This is a genomic window from Flavobacterium sasangense DSM 21067, from assembly GCF_000686885.1.
Taxonomy (GTDB): domain Bacteria; phylum Bacteroidota; class Bacteroidia; order Flavobacteriales; family Flavobacteriaceae; genus Flavobacterium; species Flavobacterium sasangense.
Window position 1 is genome coordinate 1 of sequence record NZ_KK366032.1, and the last position, 22041, is coordinate 22041.

The following is a 22041-nucleotide window of genomic DNA, read 5'->3' on the forward strand; positions in this document are numbered from 1 at the left end:
GAAAAATGTTGTAAAACTTGATAATTACTTCGCTCCAGAAGAATTAGAAGCTGCTTTAGAAAAGTTTGTTTATCGTTATAACAATGAACGCTATCATGAATCATTAAACAACTTAACTCCTGCAGACGTGTATTTTGGAAGAGGTGAATTAATTTTAAAAGAACGTGAACGATTAAAGAAAATGGCTATTATAAACCGAAGAAATGAGTACCAAAAATCAAAATTAACAACTAATCAAAAAAATCTTTTATCTTTGAATTATTAACTAAATACTCTCTTAGCAAAAGTCCAATTTAGTTTGAAGACGTACATCAAGATGAAGTTTTCCTAATGTAATAAATTTCCAAAGTTTAACTTCTGAATTGGATTTATCATCTAATTTTATTCCATCTAATACATTGATAGCCTCATCAATTTTTTCTAACATCATTTTATGCTTTGCTTTTTCAATTAGCAAAAAGGCATTTGAATCTGAAGTAACATCATTAGAATTATTTTTTATTAATAAATCACAATTCGTAATTTCAGTTTCAGATTCTTTATACAAGCACAAATATCTTAAGATTGTTGATTTTAAAAGTTCAACCTCTGCTTTTTCGGGTATTGTTAAATATTTTTGCTGTTGTTTTTCTTGAAATAAAGACTTTAAACAAGCACTCAAATCACCTTTTGCTAAATATGCTTTAGCAATTAACAAATTAGCTTTAGCCTTTTCTTCCTCAGAAATAATTGGGGTACTCAATAAATGTTGAGCAATTTTAACAGCCTGATTAGGATTAGAATACATTAACTCTTCAACTTCACCAATCAAATTATGCTTTTCAGGAGTTTGCGCAAAAAATGAAACAGAGTAAAATCCGCATACAAGCAACAATAAAGCACTAAAATTGAGGTAGCTTTTTCCCATTTTCTTTTCAACAATTTTTAAGCAATTTGAATAGTAGCAAATATATTATTTTAAATATAAGAAAAAAAACGAAAACCATAACATCTTAAACAAAATTTGTTGATTTTTTTTATGATTAGTGAAATTAATATCCCATATTTAAAACAATAATTACCATAGGTTGTTAAATTTTAAAATATTTTAAACTTGTTGTGTAATAAAAAATCAAATTAAGCTACTAACTCTTATATTTGTTATAACTTTCAACCAAACAAAACCTATTTCTATGAAAAAAATATTTTTTTCAAGTGCCGTTTTAACCTTGTTTCTTACAAGCTGCTCCTCAGCTCAAATGACAGAAAAAAAACCAGCAGATGCAGGCACTTACATTAACACAATTAAAGCAGAAGAACTAAGCAAACACCTATACATTGTTGCAGGTGATGAAATGCAAGGAAGAAACACTGGTGAACCTGGACAAAAAAAAGCAGGTGAGTATTTAATTAACGAATACAAAAAAATGGGCATCAGTTTTCCTCCTGGAGCGACTGATTTTTATCAAAAAGTACCTTCCGAATTCATGAAAAGAGGATTTGCTCCTAAATTAAATGATTCAGAAAACATTTGGGCTTTCATTAAAGGTTCAGAAAAGCCGGATGAAGTTTTAGTTATTTCAGCTCATTACGACCACGTTGGTATGAAAAACGGAGAAATCTACAACGGAGCTGATGATGACGGTTCAGGAACTGTTGCTTTATTAGAAATTGCACAAGCCTTCAAAGAAGCAGAGAAAAAAGGTCATGGACCAAAACGTTCAATCTTATTTTTACACGTTACAGGTGAAGAGCATGGCTTACATGGATCTAGATATTATTCTGAAAATCCTTTATTCCCATTAGCCAACACTATTGCCGATATTAATATTGATATGGTGGGAAGAAGAGATACACTTCATCCAGGAACAAATAATTATATTTATGTAATTGGTTCTGATAGATTAAGTAGTGAACTTCACACAATCAACGAAGAAGCTAATGCTAAATACACCAAATTAGAATTGGATTATAAATACAACGATAGAAAAGATCCTGAGAGAATTTACTACCGTTCTGACCATTATAACTTTGCAAAAAAAGGAATCCCAGCGATTTTCTTCTTCAACGGAATCCACGCAGATTATCACTTACCAAGTGATACTCCAGACAAAATTGAATACGATGCTTTAGCAAAACGTGCACAATTAGCCTTTGCCTTAGCCTGGGAATTAGCAAATCGTCCAGAAAAAATAAAAGTAGACAGAGACGGGAAATAATCCTGAACTTCTTAAAAATAAAAACTCCTGATGATTAGTCAGGAGTTTTTTATTGAATTTTGTTTGAAATTAAAATACAAACATTGCTCTTTCGCTCATTAAATCATTTACTTCTTCCGCTACTTGTTCTAAAACAGCTTCATCAGTGTGATTCATTAATACTTTATCGATTAAAGCTACAACTGTTTCCATATCTTCTTCCACCAATCCACGAGTTGTGATTGCTGGAGTTCCCACACGAATACCAGAAGTAACAAATGGTGATTTATCATCAAATGGCACCATATTTTTATTCACCGTAATTTCAGCTTTTACTAGTGCGTTTTCCGCATCTTTACCTGAAATTCCTTTGTTTCTTAAATCAATTAACATCATGTGGTTATCTGTACCACCCGAGATTAATTTATAACCTCTTTTATTGAAAGCTTCTGCCATTGCTTGTGCATTTTTCTTCACTTGCATAGCATAACGGAAAAACTCATCTGTTAAACATTCTCCAAACGCCACCGCTTTAGCTGCAATAATATGCATTAAAGGTCCGCCTTGATTTCCAGGGAAAACCGACATATCTAAAACATGCGACATCATTCTGATTTCTCCTTTTGGAGTAGTTAATCCCCAAGGGTTTTCAAAATCTTTCCCCATCATAATCATTCCTCCTCTTGGACCACGTAAAGTCTTGTGAGTAGTTGTTGTTACAATATGGCAATGTGGAATTGGGTCATTCAATAAACCTTTAGCAATTAAACCTGCTGGGTGTGAAATATCAGCTAGCAATAAAGCACCAACGCTATCTGCAATTTCTCTGAAACGTTTAAAATCCATATCACGAGAATAAGCCGAAGCTCCTGCGATAATCATTTTTGGTTTTTCTCTTAAAGCAATTTCTTGGATTTTGTCATAGTTCAAAACACCTGTTTCCTCTTCTACTCCATAAAATACTGGACGGTATAATTTTCCTGAGAAATTCACAGGAGAACCATGCGTTAAGTGACCTCCGTGAGATAAGTCAAATCCTAAAATAGTATCACCTGGTTTTAAACATGCTGCAAAAACTGCTGTATTGGCTTGAGAACCAGAATGAGGTTGTACATTTACATACTCAGCACCAAACAAAGCTTTTGCTCTGTCAATTGCAATTTGTTCTACAATATCTACTACTTCACATCCTCCGTAATATCTTTTACCAGGATATCCTTCAGCATATTTGTTGGTTAAACATGAACCTGCTGCTTCCATTACTTGGTCGCTAACAAAGTTTTCAGAAGCAATTAATTCAATTCCGTGAATTTGTCTGTCTTGTTCATCAAGAATTAGGTCAAAAATTTGTTCGTCGCGTTGCATTGCAATAAATATTCGTTAAAATTAGGTCAAAATTACGAAAAAGGTTTGTTACATTGCTAGATAATTTTATATTTGATTCATAATTTTTCAACAACAAACTAACAATACAATTATGCCAAATATAGCAAACGACCCAAATAGAAAATCGTGGATTCCAGTTCCTGAAAATAGTGACTTCCCGATTCAAAACATTCCTTTTGGTGTTTTCATTACAAAAGAGGATGTAATCACTATTGGAACAAGAATTGGAAATTGTGCCATCGACATGGGTGCTTTACAACAATTAGGATATTTTGAAGGTATTGAACTTACAGACGATATGTTCATGCAAGACACTCTAAACGATTTTATTTCTGACGGAAAAAAAACATGGCGTTTGGTAAGAAATCGCTTAGCGGAACTTTTCGATGAAACCAATCCAACTTTAAGAGACAATAAAAATCACAGAGAAGTTGTAATTTTTAAAGTAGAAGATATCGAAATGCTTTTACCGGTTCAAATTGGAGATTACACCGATTTTTACAGTTCAAAAGAGCACGCTACAAACGTAGGAAAAATGTTCCGTGATCCAGAAAATGCGTTGTTACCAAACTGGTTACACATTCCTGTAGGTTATCACGGCAGAAGTTCTACGATTGTGCCATCTGGGATTCCTGTTCACAGACCGTATGGACAAACTTTACCAAACGGAGAAACAACTCCAGTTTTCGGACCTTCAAGATTAGTGGATTTCGAATTAGAAACTGCTTTTATTACTACTGATGCGAATTTAATGGGCGAACCAATTCCTGTTGAAGAAGCAGAAGAACATATCTTCGGAATGGTGTTATTTAATGACTGGAGTGCGCGTGATATCCAAAAATGGGAATATGTTCCACTTGGACCTTTCTTAGCGAAAAACTTTGCTTCGTCAATTTCACCTTGGATTGTAACCATGGATGCTTTAGAGCCTTTTAGAACAAAAGGTCCTGAGCAATCACCAGAGCCATTACCTTATTTACAACAAAAAGGAGAAAAAGCATTTGACATCAATTTAGAAGTTTTAATCAAACCTGAAAATTCAGAAGAAACTGTAGTTTCACGTTCAAACTTTAAATACATGTATTGGTCAATGGCACAACAATTGGCACATCATACCATAAATGGTTGTAGAGTAAATTCAGGTGACATGATGGGAAGTGGAACCATTTCTGGACCAACAGAAGATTCTTTCGGTTCGATGTTAGAGTTAACTTGGGGCGGACAAAAACCATTAAAAATGAAGGATGGCTCTGAACGTAAATTCATCAACGATAATGATACCGTTATTGTGAGAGGATATTGTCAAAAAGGAAATTTAAGAATTGGTTTTGGAGAAGTTTCAAGTAAATTGTTACCTGCTATTGATTTGAAATTTTAAAAATTAAACCCTAAAATATTAGAAACTCCGAAAGTTATTTTCGGAGTTTTTTTTGCTTAAAACTTTCCCATTTTCATTCATCGATTATTCACGACATTTTATCAAAAAAATTGAATTTTAGCCACACTTTAAGACATTATGTCGTAAATTTATATGGTTTTCGGAGTTTTATCAGTCATTTTGTCTTGATTTAAGCATTGGAATACCAATTGCAGTACTCCTTTCAAAATCATTAAATTGAAAATAAAAACGAATCCCCAACTCGACAACAACTAAAAAAATGAACTTAAAAAATTTAACTATTAAATCGCAAGAAGCATTGCAACAAGCACAGCAACTTGCACAAGAATTCGGACACCAACAACTAGAAAATGAACACATTTTCAAAGGTATATTGGAAGTCGACGAAAACGTAACTCCATTCATCCTAAAAAAATTGAATGTAAATGTGGAGTTATTTAAAAAAGTTTTAGAAAGCACATTACAAAGTTTCCCTAAAGTTTCGGGAGGCGAAATCATGCTTTCTCGTGAAGCAGCAACCGCTTTAAATGAAGCTAATATTATTGCTAAAAAAATGAACGATGAATACGTTTCTATCGAACATTTAATCTTAGCTATTTTCAAATCGAAAAGTAAAGTAGCCCAAATTCTAAAAGACCAAGGAGTTACTGAAAAAGGATTAGAAAGTGCGATTGCGGAAATACGTAAAGGAGAACGCGTAACCTCAGCATCAGCAGAAGAAACCTACAATTCTTTGAACAAATATGCTAAAAACCTTAACGAATTAGCACGTACTGGCAAATTAGACCCTGTTATTGGTCGCGATGAGGAAATTCGTAGAGTGTTACAAATCCTAACTCGTCGTACCAAAAACAATCCGATGTTAATTGGAGAACCCGGTGTTGGTAAAACAGCTATTGCTGAAGGTTTAGCACATCGAATTGTAGATGGCGACGTTCCGGAAAATCTAAAAGATAAGATCGTTTATTCTTTGGATATGGGCGCCTTAATTGCGGGTGCGAAATATAAAGGGGAATTTGAAGAACGCTTAAAAGCCGTAGTAAAAGAAGTTACTTCAGCCGAAGGTGATATTGTTCTTTTCATTGACGAAATTCACACCTTAGTAGGCGCTGGTGGTGGCGAAGGTGCTATGGACGCAGCTAACATCTTAAAACCTGCTCTAGCTCGTGGTGAATTACGTGCGATTGGAGCGACGACTTTAGACGAATATCAAAAATATTTCGAAAAAGACAAAGCGTTAGAAAGACGTTTCCAAAAAGTAAATATCGATGAACCTGATACTGAAAGTGCGATTTCGATTTTACGTGGTATCAAAGAAAAATATGAAGCACATCATAAAGTTCGTATCAAAGACGATGCAATTATTGCTGCGGTAGAACTCTCACAACGTTACATTACAAATCGTTTTCTACCAGATAAAGCGATTGACTTGATGGACGAAGCGGCTTCAAAATTGCGTATGGAAATCAATTCAAAACCAGAAGAATTAGACGTTTTGGATAGAAAAATCATGCAGCTGGAAATCGAAATTGAAGCGATTAAACGTGAAAATGATGAAACTAAATTAAAAGTTCTTGGTTTAGATTTAGCGAATTTAAAAGAAGAACGCAACGAAATTTTCACCAAATGGAAATCAGAGAAAGATGTTGTAGATAACATACAAGCGGTAAAATTAGAAATTGAAGATTTTAAAATCGAAGCCGAACAAGCCGAAAGAAATGGAGATTACGGAAAAGTGGCTGAAATCCGTTACGGAAAAATAAAAGAAGCACAAGAACGATTAGATGCTTTACAAACACAATTAGCAGAAAATCAAGCTGGTAATTCTCTAATCAAAGAAGAAGTTACGCATGACGATATCGCAGAAGTGGTAGCCAAATGGACAGGAATTCCAGTTACTAAAATGCTTCAAAGTGAAAGAGAAAAACTACTTAAATTAGAAGATGAATTACATCGCAGAGTAGTTGGGCAAGAAGAAGCAATTGAAGCGATAAGCGATGCTGTTAGAAGAAGTCGTGCTGGTTTACAAGATGCAAAAAAACCAATTGGTTCGTTCTTATTCTTAGGAACAACAGGTGTTGGTAAAACCGAATTAGCAAAAGCATTAGCCGAATATCTATTCGATGATGAAAATGCGATGACCCGAATTGATATGAGCGAATATCAAGAACGTCATGCGGTAAGTAGATTAGTTGGTGCCCCTCCAGGATATGTAGGGTATGACGAAGGCGGACAATTGACTGAAGCAGTAAGAAGAAAACCGTATTCTGTAGTATTGCTAGACGAAATTGAAAAAGCACATCCAGATACGTTTAATATTTTATTACAAGTTTTAGACGAAGGTAGATTAACCGATAACAAAGGTCGTGTGGCGGATTTCAAGAACACGATTATAATTATGACTTCGAATATGGGAAGTCAAATTATTCAAGAAAAATTCGAGAATTTAAAAGGTGGAATTGAAGCAGCAACCGAAGCGGCAAAAACAGAAGTTTTAGGCTTATTGAAACAAACCGTTCGACCTGAGTTTATCAACCGTATCGATGAAATCGTAATGTTTACACCGTTAACCGATAAAAACATTAAAGAAATTGTTGGATTGCAATTGAAAAGTGTGATTAAAATGTTAGCACAACAACACATTACTATGGATGCCACTCCAGAAGCGGTAGCGTATTTGGCAGAAAAAGGATACGATCCTCAATTTGGAGCGCGACCAGTAAAACGAGTAATCCAACGAGAAGTGTTGAACCAACTTTCGAAAGAAATATTAGCTGGAAAAGTGACTACTGATAGCATTATTCTTTTAGATAGTTTCGATGGCCAATTAGTATTTAGAAATCAAAGTGAGTTGGTAAACTAAATCCAATTCATAAAATATCCCCACAATCCAGGGGTTTATAATGGGTTAAGTTTGTTTTAGTTTGGGAAACACCGGTTCAATTTTGAATCGGTGTTTCTTTTTTTATCTGATAACCAATTATTTTTCTATTTTTGAAACAAATGCAACCCAATGAAAGAATTTTCAACCCATGAAAAACTAAAACATTTATTATCGTTTCCTGTAATTGTAGCGGCTTTAGGCTACTTTGTAGATATTTACGATTTACTACTTTTTGGAATTGTTCGTGTTCCCAGCTTAAAAGATATGAATTTAGATGTGGATACGGCTGGAACCCTAATTCTGAATTATCAAATGGTTGGATTATTATTAGGCGGAATTCTTTGGGGTGTTTTGGGCGATAAAAAAGGAAGACTTTCCGTTTTGTTTGGTTCCATTTTAGTGTATTCTTTAGCGAATATTGCTTGCGGATTTTTGCCTCATTTTCCTGTTGAAGATAAAACCATGTTATACGCATGGTTACGATTCATTGCAGGTATTGGTTTAGCAGGCGAATTAGGTGCTGGAATTACTTTAGTATCCGAATCGTTACCCAAACAATTGCGTGCTATTGGAACTTCAATTGTCGCAGGATTTGGTTTGCTTGGAGCCGTAGTGGCTCAGTTAACAGTAGAATTAGCGGGTGATTGGACAATAGCTTATTTCATTGGCGGCGGATTAGGATTAATGCTTTTAGTGTTGCGAATCAGTGTCGCTGAATCTGGAATTTATAACGACATCAAACATGATTCAGACATCAAAAAAGGAAATTTCTTTTCGTTTTTTACCAATTGGAATCGTTTCGTAAAATACATGAAATGCATTGCCATTGGATTACCTACTTGGTTTTGCATCGGAATTTTAGCGGTTATGGCGAATCAATTTGCTGTAGTTATGGGAATTGAGAATATTCAGCCGGGAAAAGCGATTATGTGGGCTTATGTAGGAATTTCTATTGGAGATTTTGCAAGTGGTTTTATTTCGCATTGGTTACATTCTCGAAAAAGAGCGATTTTTTATATGATGTTATTCACCATTATAGGAGTTGTTTTAATGCTTTACGGCGGAACAAAATCGGAAAACATGTACTACTTCTATTGTGCTTGGTTAGGATTAGGTACTGGCTATTGGGCCATGTTTGTTACGGTTGGTGCAGAACAATTTGGAACCAATATTAGAAGTACCGCAACCACCACTATTCCAAATATGGTACGCGGATTAGTTCCTGTGATGTTATTAGCTTTTGATGGTTTAAAGGTCAATAATGGAGTTATAACGGCAGCTGCCATAGTGGGTTTCTTTGCTTTTGGGTTAGGCATTTACTCTACCCTAACTATTTCAGAAACCCATAATAAAGATTTAGATTTCATTGAATAATTTCATTAAATTTGATTAACTAACCAAAACTAGTCATTATGAACAAAATTGTTTTAAAAAACGGATTATTTGGAAGTAGTATTGTTACTGCACTATTGTTATCTGTTACTTTCTATATGAAAGCAAATCCAGAAAAAGAAGTAAGCATGTTTTTTGGTTTTGCTGGAATGCTTCTTGCTTTCATCTTTGTGGTATTAGGAGTTAAACAACAACGAGATACAAACAATGGTTTCATTTCTCTTGGAAAAGCATTCCTAACAGGTTTTTGGATAACATTAATTATTTCAACTATTTATGTGGTAGTTTGGCTAATTATCTTTTATAATTTCTTCCCAAATTTTGCAGAACATTATACAGATATGGCTATTGCAAAAGCAAGTCCAGATGAAGTGGCTAAAGTAACCGAAGAAATGAATTCCTTCAAAGAAATGTATAAAAGTCCAATTATGGTTATATTATTAACTTATATGGAAATATTACCATTAGGAATTATATTTTCGTTAATAAGTGCTTTAATTTTAAAGAAAAAGCAAATTAACTAAATGAAAAAACTACAACTTTATTCTCTATTATTCTTTGTCGGATTATTAATTTCTGGAATTTGTCCAAAAGAATATTTTACTTGGTTTTTAGAGGTTATACCTGCCATTATTGGATTCGCAATTTTAGCTTTTACCTTTAAGCGTTTTCAATTTACGAATTTTACGTACTTTTTTATTCTCATTCATTGTTACATCTTATTCCTTGGCGGGCATTATACGTATGCAGAAGTTCCGCCTTTTGAATGGATAAAAGAAACGTTTCATCAAACTCGAAACAACTACGATAAAGTTGGGCATTTTGCTCAAGGCTTTGTTCCTGCTATGATTGTGCGAGAATTATTCATTCGTAAAAATGTTATTTCTAATAAGAGTTTTTTCAACTTCATCATTGTTGCAGTTTGTTTAGCAATAAGTGCAGCTTACGAATGGTTAGAATGGGGTGTTTCATTATCAACTGGTGAAGGTGGCGACGCATTTTTAGGAACACAAGGTTATATTTGGGACACACAATCGGATATGCTGTATGCAACCATTGGTGCCATTTGTATGCTGATTTTCTTTAGGAAAAAACAAGACAAAGCAATTCAAGAGCAATTTCAAACTCAATAAAAAAATACAAACTATAAAAATGTTACAACTCAACTTCTCTCCTTTTCCGATACTAGAATCGGAACGTTTGCGTTTTAGAAAGCTAACCAATGAAGATGCTCCAGAAATTTTAGCACTTCGAGGCAATCCTGAAACCATGAAATTTATTCCGAGACCACTCGCTACAAATATTGAAGATGCCTTGAATCACATCAAAATCATTAACGATAAAATAGATGAAAATCTCGATATCAATTGGGCTGTAACCGAAAAAGGAAGCGATAAATGCATTGGACTAATGGGATTTTACAGAACCCAACCTGAACATTTTAGAACCGAATTAGGCTACATGATTGTACCTGAACACAACGGAAAAGGTTATGTTACAGAAGCAGTTAAAACGCTATTAGATTATGCTTTCAATACCTTAAATTTTCATTCTATTGAAGCTGTTATTGATTCTAGACACATTGCATCAGAGCGCGTTTTACAAAAAAATGGTTTTGAAAAAGAAGCGCATTTTAAAGAGAACTTTTATTACAACAATGAATTTACAGATACCGTAATTTATGGCTTGTTAAAACGAAATTTTATAAAATAATATATGACCGAATTTGAAAAACAATTTCGAGAAGTCAAAGAACTTTTAGATTTTAAAGATTACAATCAAGTAATCAAACGTATTATCGATTTTACTTTAGACAGTGAAGATATTACGCTTTACCAAAAGACAAATGCTTTTTTAGATTGGCACGACAACAATGAAAATAACGAAATTGAGAAATTAAGTCAACTTTCTAATTTACTTACCGAACTTCACTCCTTTTTGAGTTCAAAAGAATGTCACGACCATCAAACGATTATCTCGGTTAAAAATCTTCAAAAAGTTTATAATTCGGCTTTTGGATTAGGTCCGATAAACTTAGACATCAAAACAGGCGAAATCATTGGTTTAGTTGGAGAAAATGGAAATGGAAAAACTACTTTATTACGTAGTATTTGTGGTGAATTACATCCAACATCTGGAAGCATAAATTATCAATTTCAATACGATGATTTGTATGATTTGCGTACCAAATTGGTTTACATTCCTCAACGAACAGATACTTGGCGTGGATCTATGTATGAAAATTTAGAATTTACTGCTAGTTCTTACGGCTATAAACCTGAAGAAAACAATTTAGTAGTGAATCTTGTTATCACGCGATTAGGTCTTAGAAAATTCAGAAATCACTCTTGGAACAACTTATCGTCAGGCTATAAAATGCGTTTTGAATTGGCTCGAATGTTACTTCGTAAACCTAAAATTTTATTGATAGACGAACCTTTAGCAAACCTAGACATTTTAGCACAACAAACCGTTTTAGATGATTTTAGAAACATTGCTAATTCAGCATTTAGACCTATTGCCATTGTGTTGAGTTCGCAGCAATTATACGAAGTAGAAAAAACATCAAATCAGGTAGTTTTCTTGAAACGTGGCGCACAAAAGAATTTACTAGCCGAAAATGAAGCTAATAAAAATTGTATTGTTGAATTTGAAAGCTCATTAAATCTGAGCGAACTAAAACAAGCATTTGTGGCTTTGGAAATCATTTCATTAGAGCAAAATGGCGGAACTTTTATTGCAACTTTCCCAGAAAACATCAGCATAAATGATTTTATGAAAACGGTTGTTAATCAATCGGTTCCTTTAACTTATATGCGAAATATTTCAAATTCAACCCGTCGCTTTTTTGTGAACTAAAATTAAAAATCTCATGTTTAAAGATATACAGAAAAAACTTTTACTTCAATATCCATTGCTTTGGAACACCAAATTTGTTCCAATGGTTGCTATTGGAATTCTAATGCACATTATCTTCTTCGGTTTAGGTTATATTGATGGAACCATTGATTTTTCAAACAAAAATAATATTGATATAATTTCCTTTTCAATTATGATAGGTATTTTATCGGTTATTATTATTGTGATTTTATGGCTAGTGGCTTATTTCAAAAATAACGCTTTAAAATCTTTTTATAGAAAATCTAAAAACAGCCTGTTTTTTGAATGGATGCAAATATTTGTCATTTGTGTCTTACTCATTTCATTTTATGTTCCTTTTAGTATTGGAAAACAATTACATCAAAGAAGTTATTATTCACTAGAAGAAACCGCAAAACGTTGCAAAACCATAAGTACTGCCGATATATTTATTGACGGTAGTTTTGGAGATACCGAAATAGATTCTCTTGCTTCAGGATTGATTGATAGCCAAGGGAATAAAATTGCTCAAACGAATGCTAATTATGCAAATGAGCAAGATATAGAAGCAAATACTGTTGACTCAGCTGTTGCCTTACGATATAAAGACCACATCATTTTCAATAACAAAAAATACGACCAATTCTCTTTATTAAATAGAAATACGTTTGAATTTTCTGTTATTTCAAGAGAACAAGATTCAATAAATAAAATTCAAGTTGACACTTGGTTGCAGAACAAAAATGAAGGAGAAATAAAAAAATTAATGGCCGATTATATGAGTTTAATACGCGAACATAATTTAGCAACTAATTTGAATGCAACCAAATGGTTTGAAATCACTTACAAAGCACCCGATTTCAATGAATTTCTATACATTCAACCTTACTTAAAAGAATTCGAAACAGAAAACTCATATCAATACAATGATTACGAAACAGCCGTAGCAGTACCTTACGGTGAAAATAAATATTCCAAATATTTTGTTCAACAAGACATTTTAAAAGACAAATATGATATTGTAGCCGATGCATACACTGATTCCTTTATTGAAATTGAAATGATACTATCATTCCTTTATGGGGCATTTGGATTATCAATTTTAATATTCTCATTCCGTGTAACATCTGGAAAGAGTTGGTTAATTGCGGTTGTTGTTACAGGAGTTATCAATGTAATTTACGGAATTTTTACTGCAATTGCAGGTTCTTCAACTATGTATTTTTATTTAATTTTAGCTACCATTTTGGGAGTGTTATTCTATTTCTTCCTAATCTTTTTCAACAAGAAAAGCTTACAATTAAGTCGAATAGCGCTCAACTTGGCTTTATGGTCTTTTAGTACCATTATTCCAATTGTTTACTTTTTAACAATGGAAGCAAATAAACCAAGATATTACGATAATTATAATTTGCAACGCTATGAAGATTCAAAATTATATAATTGGCTCAATGAACATTTAATTCATATGCTCTCATTAAATTTTGTTTTAGTAATCTTATCACTTTTCTTCTTATCAAAAATTATTAGAAACTGGAGGGGAATTGCAGAAAATTAATTATGATAGTTACGATTTCAAATACTAAAATTTCGGCATCAATTAATGCTCTTGGTGCCGAATTAATCCGATTAGAAAAAGACAACCAAAATTACATTTGGACAGTTGATGAAACGTATTGGAACAAAACTTCTCCGATATTATTTCCCATTGTAGGGCGATTAAAAAATGACACTTACAGCATTGAAAATAAAACCTATGAATTACCGCGACATGGTTTTGCTAGAAATTTCGAATTTCAAATTGTAAATCAAACCGAAAGTTCTGTTGTTTTTGTATTGGAAAGTAATTCCGAAACTTTAAAAAATTATCCGTTTGAATTTCAATTGCAATTGCAATATAAATTGGTCGGAAACGAATTAATAATGAAGTATTCCGTTGAAAACAAATCAAAAGTATCTATGCCTTTTTCTATTGGAGCTCATCCGGCATTTACTATTGAAGATTCTTTTTCAGATTATTCTCTAAAATTTAACCAAACCGAAGAATTTATATCATATGAATTGGATAACGAACAATTTAGTAATTCATTCAGAAAAATACAATCTGAAAAGGGGATTATTAATTTGAATTACACTCTTTTTGAAAAAGACGCTTTAGTTTTTAAGCATTTACAATCAAACGAATTAACAATTTTAAAAAAGAAGGAACCCGTTCTTTCTGTTCAGTTTGAAGGATTTCCCTATTTAGGCATTTGGACCAAACCTAACGCTCCTTTTTTGTGTATTGAACCTTGGTGTGGTTTAGCTGATAATAGAAATCATAACGGAAATATTTTTAAAAAAGAAGGCATTAACTTTTTACAAGCAAAAGAAACTTTTTCAAAAACAATCAAAATAAAAATATAAAAAAATCCCGATTTCTCGGGATTTTTAATTTAGTCGATATACGTTTTATTACCATTTTTATTGATGTAATATTTACCGCCTCTTGGTCCTGTAAATACTTTTTTTCCTTTGTATTCTCCAGTAACTTTATCTTTTACTTTTTTCTCAGCTGCTTTAGACATTGCAGTTTCTTTTAAGTCTTCTTTTTCTTCAGCTTCGGTTTTCTTTACTTTTGTTTTAGCATCAGCTTTTTTTGTTTCTACTTTTGCTTTTGTTTCTGCTTTTTTAGCATCAACTTTTGCTTTCGTTTCTTCTTGCTTTGCAGTGGCTTTTGCTTTTGCATCAGCAGAAGTTGATTTGCCTTTGGCAGAAGCCTCATCTGCTTTCGATTTAGAATCTATTTTTACTGAGGTTGCTTTCTTTTCTGTCTCTTTCTTTTTCTTTTCAGCTTCTTTTTTACTTTTTTCAGCTTTTTCTGTTGTAGCCTTTTTAGCTTCTTTTGTTGTTTTAGTTTCTTGTGCTAAAGAACCTAATGTAAATAATAGGGATAAACCCAAAAGAGCGATTTTTTTCATAAGTAATCAGATTTTAAATTAAACAATTTTATGTATTCTTTTTACCGGAATTACAACACCTTGTTTTAATATAACACGTTCTTCTGTAACTCCCCAAATAGTAGTTTCTACCATTTTTTTTGAGATATCATCTTCAAAATAAATTTTAATCTTAACATGCTCAAGGTTACCCAAAGAAAGTGCTCTATCTAAATTGTTTCTGCGTTCCGCGATATCTTCTTTATCTTCTAATACATCCTCTTTTGGGAAATTTAATGATGTAATTATTTCTTTGTCGATTAATTCAAATACTGTATTCATAGTTTATTAGTTAGGTTAGTTAAATAAAATTATAAAAAAAAACTAAATAAAATTACTTTTTTTCTCTTTTATTTCAAGGCTTAAGCATTATTTAAGCTAACTTTAAAATACATGTAAAAAAAAGAGACTACCCTAGAGTAATCTCTTTAAGATTAAAACTAACCGATAAGCTATTAGAACTTCATTCCAACACCAACACCAAACAACCAAGGATCAATGTCAACAGTAGCAGGAATACTCAATCCAGGAGCTAAATTTGAAGCGTCAACCGTTACGTCAGTGCTTAAAAATAAACGTTTAGCGTCTACGTTTATGAAAAATGTATCATCTAACATTAAGTCAAAACCTACTTGAGCTGCATATCCTAATGCATTATCATATTTTACATCAGCAACATCTCCTGACTTAACATTGTAAAACAAAGTATAATTTACACCAGCTCCAATATAAGGTTTGAAAACTTTTTGATCTGATGTATAAAAATGATATTGAGCCGTTAATGTTGGAGGCAATAACCAAACACTTCCTAAATCTACATCACCAGCAGCAGTATTAACAGCTTTTACATCATGTTTTGCAGTTCCTAAAATTAATTCCGCCGCAAAATGTTCAGTAAAGAAATAAGTGAAGTCTAATTCAGGAATTAAAGCATTCGAGATTGCAACATCACCCCCAATAATACCAATTTTAGCACTTTCATCTGGAGCAACTCCAACTGCTCTTAATCGAACTTGCCATCTTTTAAATTCATTTGATTTTGATTCATTTTTTGTTTCACTATCTTGTGCATTAACAAAATTTACTGTCATTAAAGACATTGCCATTAAAGCAAAAACTATTTTTCTCATTTTTAATTAGTTTAAAATTATGAGTCAAAGATATTCAGATGTAAAACCCTAAAAACTGATATAAATCATAGATTAAAAATTATTTATCTGTAATTATCATTTTAAAATGCTACAATTTTAATTTACATTTGTAGTCCTTATGCAAAAGACCGTTAACATACTTAATAAAAGAGCTAAATTCGATTACGAAATTTTAGACAGATATACCGCTGGAATCGTTTTAACCGGAACCGAAATCAAATCGATTCGTCTGGGAAAAGCTTCTATTGCAGAAAGTTTTTGCGAATTTCATGATGGCGAATTGTTTGTAATTAACTCACATATCGAAGAATATTTATACGGAACGCATTACAATCACAAAGCAAAAAGTGAACGTAAATTGTTATTGAATAAACGCGAACTAAAAAAACTCGATAAAGATTCTGATAATAAAGGACTAACCATTGTTCCGCTTCGTTTGTTTACCAATGAAAAAGGATTAGCAAAGCTAGATATTGCGCTATGTCGTGGTAAAAAGAATTACGACAAACGTGAATCGTTAAAAGAACAAGATACCAAACGCGATATCGACCGAATTAAGAAAAGTTTCTAATCATTTTTTATGAAAGAAATTTTAAAACAAGGCCGAATAGATAAAGAACTTTCAACCCGAAAGTTAGCCGAAATTGCGAAAATCGACCAAGCTTTAATCAGTAAGTTTGAAAACGGATTTCGTATTCCAACAAAGAAACAAATTCAAACGCTTGCTCAAATTCTAGAAATTGATTTAAAACCATTGTTAGTTGCTTGGTATAAAGTAAAACTCGACCATAATTTCGATTTAAATCCATTTGCGATTCAAGCTATTACGGAAATTCTTCAAGAAAAAGGAATCGAAGTTGGAAATTCTTCAAAAGAAAAAGAAATCACTTCCATATTAGACGAATTGGAAGTTTTGAAACAAAAATTAACGAATCTTCGCTAATTAGTTTTTGTTTTCCAAAAGAGGCACAAATCTAAAATCACCAAATTCGTGTTTTTCAAATTGGGTTTCGTTTTTACGAATCAATAACGTCATGATTTGTTCTTTTTCGCCTACTGGAATCACTAACCTTCCTCCTATTTTTAATTGCGCCATTAAAGGTTGTGGAATAAATGGTGCTCCAGCAGTTACAATAATTCCGTCAAAAGGTGCATAATCGGGTAAACCTTTGTAACCATCTCCAAACGATAAATATTTTGGGCGAATATTTAATTTAGGTAATAAATTCGAAGTGATTTTAAACAATTTATTTTGTCTTTCTACCGAATATACTTTGGCTCCCATCATACACAAAACTGCGGTTTGGTAACCACTTCCGGTACCAATTTCTAAAATTTTATGGTCTTTTTCTACTTCTAATAACTGAGATTGAAATGCCACAGTATAAGGTTGAGAAATAGTTTGACCCGCTTCAATTGGAAACGCTTTATCTTGATAAGCAAAATTTTCAAAACTAGAATCTAAAAACAAATGACGCGGAATTTTTCCAATAGCCGCTAACACGTTTTTATCGGTAATTCCTTTTTCTTCCAATTGCTTTACCAACTGATTTCTAAGTCCTTGATGTTTATTAGTATCTTTCAATTTGGGATGATTTTGATTGGGTAAAAATAGCTTTAAAATCTCAAAAAACAAATCAGAAAATAAACTAACTTTTTTAAGAAGTTTCGGAATTTAATCTTTTGCACTTTCAACTAAAATCGTACTTTTGATAAAATTAATTTTTTATGCTAAAAGTGGGAGTTTTAGGTGCAGGTCACCTTGGAAAAATACATTTGCGATTATTAAATCAATCTGAAAAATATGAATTAGTTGGCTTTTACGATGCTTTTGAAGAAAACGCCAACAAAGTTGCAGCCGAATTTGGTTATAAAAAATTCGATTCTATTGCCGAATTAATCGCGGCAGTTGATGTAGTAGATATTGTAACACCAACGATGCAACATTTTGAATGTGCCAAACAAGTTATCGAAGCTGGAAAGCACATTTTCATCGAGAAACCAATTTCAAATACTGTTGCCGAAGCCGAAGAAATCATCGCTTTAGCTAACAAATACAACGTAAAAGGGCAAGTAGGTCATGTTGAACGTTTCAATCCAGCGTTTACAGCTGTGAAAGATAAAATCAACAATCCGATGTTTATTGAAACGCATCGTTTAGCAGAATTCAATCCTCGTGGAACTGATGTTCCTGTGGTTTTGGATTTGATGATTCACGATATTGATGCCATTTTAAGTGTTGTAAAATCGAAAGTAAAATCAGTAAATGCGAGTGGTGTTGCTGTAATTTCAGATTCACCAGATATTTCAAATGCACGTATTGAATTCGAAAATGGTTGTGTGGCAAACATTACTTCGAGCCGAATTTCGATGAAAAACATGCGTAAATCACGCTTCTTCCAAAAAGACGCTTACATTTCGGTAGATTATTTGGATAAAGTGTGCGAAGTAGTCCGTATGAAAGACGCACCAGAAGTTCCAGGTGATTTCGACATGATTTTACAAAATGCAGAAGGTGTAAAAAAACAAATCTACTTTGATAATCCACAAGTGGATGCTAACAACGCAATTTTGGACGAATTAGAAACATTCGCAGATGCTATCAATAACAACACAACTCCAATCGTAACCTTAGAAGATGGTACTGAAGCACTTCGTGTGGCGTATCAGATTATTGAGTGTATGAAAAGATAGTAATACATGACAAGAAAAGAATTTATATTAACAATCATTGATAAAAAACTAAAACCATTACTATTTTTAATAGTTTTGGTTTATCTCGTTATCTATCTTTTTAACATTGTTAATAATAATACAAATAACAATGTTAATAGTATTTTTAATTTAATCTTTTCGATTTCTATATTATTTTTAATTCTAGGAATTATAAAATACGCAATTGACATTATAAACTATAGTTTACCTAATTCAGTCAAAAATAGTTTAGCACATTTATCAAAAATTATAAATTCAATAGCTTACATAGGCTTATTCTTTTTGGGCTATTTTTCCTATATAGAAGAAAAATTCATTCAAACAATCTTGATACTATCAGCTATAATTTATTTAACATATACAAAAATTAAAAAAACAAAATGAACACAATCGCAGTAATCGGAGCAGGAACTATGGGTAACGGAATTGCTCATACTTTCGCGCAAAGCGGATTTACCGTAAAATTAATAGATGTTTCTGAAAAATCATTAGAAAAAGGGATGGCAACTATCGCCGCTAACCTTGACAGAATGGTTGCTAAAGGAAGTATCACCGAAGAAGACAAACATAAAACTATCGGAAATATTATCACGTATACCGACGTTAAAGATGGCGTTGTAGGATGTGATTTAGTTGTGGAAGCTGCTACAGAAAACGTACAATTGAAATTCAACATCTTCAAACAATTGAGTGAAGTTTGCGATCATAACGTAATTTTAGCTACGAATACTTCTTCAATTTCTATTACTCAAATTGCGGCTAACGTAGTTCATCCAGAGCGCGTAATCGGAATGCACTTTATGAATCCGGTGCCGATTATGAAATTGGTAGAAATCATCCGTGGATATAACACTTCAGATGAAGTTACGAAAATCACCATGGATTTATCTGTGAAATTAGGAAAAGTTCCGACAGAAGTTAACGATTATCCGGGTTTCGTAGCGAACCGAATTTTAATGCCAATGATTAACGAAGCTATCGAAACGTTATACAACGGTGTTGGTGGTGTTTACGAAATCGACACGGTTATGAAATTAGGAATGGCACACCCAATGGGACCATTACAATTAGCTGACTTCATCGGATTAGACGTTTGTTTGTCTATCCTAAACGTAATGTACGACGGATTCAAAAATCCAAAATACGCGCCTTGTCCGTTATTAGTAAACATGGTAATGGCTGGAAAATTAGGAGTTAAATCAGGAGAAGGATTCTACGATTACTCTGAAAGCAAAAAAGCAGAGAAAGTTTCGAAACAATTTTCTAAATAAAGTGAAAAGTGATTAGTAATTAGTGAATAGCTAGTTACTAATCACTAATTACTAATCACTCAAAAATGGCCAAAATAAAACCTTTCAAAGCAGTACGACCAGCGCCAGACAAAGTGGCTTTGGTAACGTGTAGAACTTATGACGATTATAGTTCGGCTGAGCTTGCCGCTTGGTTGGATTTTAATCCGTATTCGTTTTTGCATGTCATTCATCCTGCTTACGCCAATGCGCAAAAAGTGTCATTAGAAAAGCGTTTTAAAGCCGTTGCTAATAAATATCAAGATTTCAAGCACGACCAAATTCTAATTGAAGAAGAACATCCTGTTTTTTATCTGTACGAAATTCAGTCAAAAGGACAAACTTTTACTGGAATTATTGCTGGAACTTCGGTGAAAGATTATCAAAATAACGTCATCAAAAAGCACGAAGATACCTTACAATATCGAGTGGAATTGTTCAAAGATTATTTGCATCAAACCAATTTTAATACGGAACCAGTTTTGATTACGTATCCGGATAGTGTGGAAATCAATACGTTTATTGCGTTGCGAAAAAAGAGCAAACCAGTTTACGAATATTCAACAACCAATAAAGAAAAACACACGCTTTGGAAAATTGATACCCAAAGTGAAGTCGATTGGTTACAAGAACATTTCGAAAATATTCCGAATTTATATATTGCAGATGGACACCATCGTTCGGCTTCAGCGGAATTGTTATACGAGCAAGACAAACATTTAGGCAATGAAAATTTGAATTATTTCATGAGTTTCTTAATTGCTGAAAGTAATGTCAAAATTTACGAATTCAACCGATTAATTCGCGATTTGAATGGTTTGTCTAAAGATACTTTCATCAAAAAATTATCAGAACATTTTGTCATTGTGGCCAAAGACCAAGAAATTTGGAAACCGCAAAACAAGTTTGAATTTGGAATGTACTTAGATGGCAGTTTTTATGCTTTGTTTTACAAAAAAGAAAATCACCAGCAAGCTTCTATTTTGGACAATTTAGACGCCCAAATTTTATACGACAAAGTCCTTTTCCCTTTACTTGGAATCGAAGATTTAAGAAACGACGAACGCATTGATTACATTCCAGGAAAGCAATCGATATCCGTTATAAAAGATTTAATCGACGAAGGCGAATTTGAAGTGGGCTTCATGCTCTACCCTTCCGACATCAACGAAATCAAAGCATTAGCCGACAACAATTTAATCATGCCTCCAAAATCAACCTACATTGAACCGAAGTTTAGAAGTGGTTTGGTGGTGTATGAGCTATAATAGAGTTTGAAGATGGAAGTTGGGAGTAAAAGAAAATAAAAACAATTTTGTCATTTTGACAAAGGAGAAATCACATTAAAAACGTTAAATGAATGATGGAAGATTACAAAAATAGACTTATTCAAATTTTTCCTGCTTTTTTTGCAGCGATGTTTGATATTTTAATTACTATTTATTTTCAACCACAAGAATATTGGAATGGAAATTTAAAAAATCACAATGAAGCAAATCCAATAGGAAGTTTTGCAATGAATGAGAGTATTTATGGGATATTTATTATTTCTGTATTATGGCTTATAATTATTCTATTAATGGGAATATTTTTACCAAAAAAATGGATTTCTTATACTTCATTATTCATTCTAATTTGTCATACTTTAGGTGGATGTTCTTGGATTATGATTAATTTTGGTTTTCAATATCAATTCATTCTTATTGGATTTAATACATTTTTGTTTTTAAAATTTAATAATATATCAAAATTGCATTCGTTTAACCAACACATTAGATAAAAATTCAGTTTGTTTATTTTTTGCACATACT

At 32.7% G+C, this 22041-nt stretch carries 24 protein-coding genes; 18 read left to right on the plus strand and 6 right to left on the minus strand.

What is annotated here, in order from left to right; translation table 11 throughout:
• Positions 1 to 265, plus strand: a 265-nt coding sequence (locus tag BP92_RS16475; RefSeq protein ID WP_084329784.1) for an integrase core domain-containing protein, incomplete at its 5' end; no start/stop codon positions are given.
• A gap of 12 nt (positions 266 to 277) precedes the next feature.
• On the opposite strand, the gene BP92_RS0113795 is transcribed toward BP92_RS16475, so the two are convergent.
• On the minus strand, positions 278 to 907 hold the full coding sequence (locus BP92_RS0113795) for a hypothetical protein (RefSeq protein ID WP_026726555.1): 630 nt from the start codon (positions 905 to 907) through the stop codon (positions 278 to 280).
• A 265-nt stretch (positions 908 to 1172) separates the two neighbouring features.
• Between BP92_RS0113795 and BP92_RS0113800 the strand changes: the two genes are divergently transcribed.
• Positions 1173 to 2198: a M28 family metallopeptidase gene (locus BP92_RS0113800; protein ID WP_026726556.1), complete on the plus strand. Its 1026-nt coding sequence runs from the start codon at positions 1173 to 1175 to the stop codon at positions 2196 to 2198.
• Between the two features lie 69 nt (positions 2199 to 2267).
• Here the strand turns inward: BP92_RS0113800 and glyA are convergent, their stop codons facing one another.
• Complete coding sequence (gene glyA, locus BP92_RS0113805; protein WP_026726557.1) at positions 2268 to 3542, minus strand: serine hydroxymethyltransferase; 1275 nt, start codon at positions 3540 to 3542, stop codon at positions 2268 to 2270.
• A 112-nt stretch (positions 3543 to 3654) separates the two neighbouring features.
• On the opposite strand from glyA, the gene fahA reads away from it, so the two are divergent.
• From fahA to BP92_RS0113850, 9 genes are all read left to right on the plus strand, one after another.
• Positions 3655 to 4941, plus strand: a complete 1287-nt coding sequence (fahA, locus tag BP92_RS0113810) for a fumarylacetoacetase (protein WP_026726558.1) — start codon at positions 3655 to 3657, stop codon at positions 4939 to 4941.
• A 280-nt stretch (positions 4942 to 5221) separates the two neighbouring features.
• On the plus strand, positions 5222 to 7825 hold the full coding sequence (gene clpB, locus BP92_RS0113815) for an ATP-dependent chaperone ClpB (protein ID WP_026726559.1): 2604 nt from the start codon (positions 5222 to 5224) through the stop codon (positions 7823 to 7825).
• A gap of 150 nt (positions 7826 to 7975) precedes the next feature.
• The gene (locus BP92_RS0113820; protein WP_026726560.1) at positions 7976 to 9220 is read left to right on the plus strand and encodes an MFS transporter; all 1245 of its coding nucleotides are present in this window, start codon (positions 7976 to 7978) and stop codon (positions 9218 to 9220) included.
• Between the two features lie 38 nt (positions 9221 to 9258).
• Positions 9259 to 9762, plus strand: coding sequence for a DUF4199 domain-containing protein (locus BP92_RS0113825; RefSeq protein ID WP_026726561.1), 504 nt, complete (start codon positions 9259 to 9261; stop codon positions 9760 to 9762).
• Positions 9763 to 10371, plus strand: coding sequence for a DUF2238 domain-containing protein (locus BP92_RS0113830; RefSeq protein ID WP_026726562.1), 609 nt, complete (start codon positions 9763 to 9765; stop codon positions 10369 to 10371). It begins immediately after the preceding gene.
• 19 nt (positions 10372 to 10390) lie between these two features.
• On the plus strand, positions 10391 to 10951 hold the full coding sequence (locus tag BP92_RS0113835) for a GNAT family N-acetyltransferase (RefSeq protein WP_026726563.1): 561 nt from the start codon (positions 10391 to 10393) through the stop codon (positions 10949 to 10951).
• A gap of 3 nt (positions 10952 to 10954) precedes the next feature.
• Positions 10955 to 12097 (plus strand): ABC transporter ATP-binding protein, encoded by a 1143-nt coding sequence (locus BP92_RS0113840; RefSeq protein WP_026726564.1) that lies wholly within the window; start codon positions 10955 to 10957, stop codon positions 12095 to 12097.
• Positions 12098 to 12110: 13 nt separating this feature from the next.
• Positions 12111 to 13655 carry a hypothetical protein gene (locus tag BP92_RS0113845; RefSeq protein ID WP_026726565.1) on the plus strand — a complete coding sequence of 515 codons (1545 nt, stop codon included), beginning with the start codon at positions 12111 to 12113 and terminating at the stop codon, positions 13653 to 13655.
• Between the two features lie 2 nt (positions 13656 to 13657).
• Entirely contained in the window at positions 13658 to 14503 is an 846-nt protein-coding gene (locus BP92_RS0113850; protein ID WP_026726566.1) for an aldose 1-epimerase family protein, read from the plus strand.
• A gap of 29 nt (positions 14504 to 14532) precedes the next feature.
• Here the strand turns inward: BP92_RS0113850 and BP92_RS0113855 are convergent, their stop codons facing one another.
• From BP92_RS0113855 to BP92_RS0113865, 3 genes are all read right to left on the minus strand, one after another.
• A complete protein-coding gene (locus tag BP92_RS0113855; RefSeq protein WP_026726567.1) occupies positions 14533 to 15057 on the minus strand; it encodes a hypothetical protein in 525 nt (174 codons plus the stop codon).
• Between the two features lie 18 nt (positions 15058 to 15075).
• Positions 15076 to 15357: a hypothetical protein gene (locus BP92_RS0113860; protein ID WP_026726568.1), complete on the minus strand. Its 282-nt coding sequence runs from the start codon at positions 15355 to 15357 to the stop codon at positions 15076 to 15078.
• A 173-nt stretch (positions 15358 to 15530) separates the two neighbouring features.
• Positions 15531 to 16205 carry an OmpW/AlkL family protein gene (locus tag BP92_RS0113865; RefSeq protein WP_026726569.1) on the minus strand — a complete coding sequence of 225 codons (675 nt, stop codon included), beginning with the start codon at positions 16203 to 16205 and terminating at the stop codon, positions 15531 to 15533.
• A 139-nt stretch (positions 16206 to 16344) separates the two neighbouring features.
• Between BP92_RS0113865 and smpB the strand changes: the two genes are divergently transcribed.
• Positions 16345 to 16797: an SsrA-binding protein SmpB gene (gene smpB / locus BP92_RS0113870; protein ID WP_026726570.1), complete on the plus strand. Its 453-nt coding sequence runs from the start codon at positions 16345 to 16347 to the stop codon at positions 16795 to 16797.
• 9 nt (positions 16798 to 16806) lie between these two features.
• Entirely contained in the window at positions 16807 to 17169 is a 363-nt protein-coding gene (locus BP92_RS0113875) for a helix-turn-helix domain-containing protein (protein ID WP_026726571.1), read from the plus strand.
• On the opposite strand, the gene BP92_RS0113880 is transcribed toward BP92_RS0113875, so the two are convergent.
• The gene (locus BP92_RS0113880; protein ID WP_026726572.1) at positions 17170 to 17811 is read right to left on the minus strand and encodes a protein-L-isoaspartate(D-aspartate) O-methyltransferase; all 642 of its coding nucleotides are present in this window, start codon (positions 17809 to 17811) and stop codon (positions 17170 to 17172) included.
• Positions 17812 to 17954: 143 nt separating this feature from the next.
• On the opposite strand from BP92_RS0113880, the gene BP92_RS0113885 reads away from it, so the two are divergent.
• The 5 genes from BP92_RS0113885 to BP92_RS0113905 all read left to right on the plus strand — a co-directional run bounded on the left by BP92_RS0113885 (position 17955) and on the right by BP92_RS0113905 (position 22010).
• Positions 17955 to 18920: a Gfo/Idh/MocA family protein gene (locus BP92_RS0113885; protein WP_026726573.1), complete on the plus strand. Its 966-nt coding sequence runs from the start codon at positions 17955 to 17957 to the stop codon at positions 18918 to 18920.
• A 6-nt stretch (positions 18921 to 18926) separates the two neighbouring features.
• Complete coding sequence (locus tag BP92_RS17165; protein ID WP_026726574.1) at positions 18927 to 19325, plus strand: hypothetical protein; 399 nt, start codon at positions 18927 to 18929, stop codon at positions 19323 to 19325.
• Positions 19322 to 20212 carry a 3-hydroxyacyl-CoA dehydrogenase family protein gene (locus BP92_RS0113895; RefSeq protein ID WP_026726575.1) on the plus strand — a complete coding sequence of 297 codons (891 nt, stop codon included), beginning with the start codon at positions 19322 to 19324 and terminating at the stop codon, positions 20210 to 20212. The genes BP92_RS17165 and BP92_RS0113895 overlap by 4 nt, the downstream gene beginning before the upstream one ends.
• A 65-nt stretch (positions 20213 to 20277) precedes the next feature.
• On the plus strand, positions 20278 to 21498 hold the full coding sequence (locus BP92_RS0113900) for a DUF1015 domain-containing protein (protein ID WP_026726576.1): 1221 nt from the start codon (positions 20278 to 20280) through the stop codon (positions 21496 to 21498).
• A 92-nt stretch (positions 21499 to 21590) separates the two neighbouring features.
• Positions 21591 to 22010 carry a hypothetical protein gene (locus BP92_RS0113905; RefSeq protein ID WP_026726577.1) on the plus strand — a complete coding sequence of 140 codons (420 nt, stop codon included), beginning with the start codon at positions 21591 to 21593 and terminating at the stop codon, positions 22008 to 22010.
• The last annotated feature ends 31 nt before the right edge of the window (positions 22011 to 22041 follow it).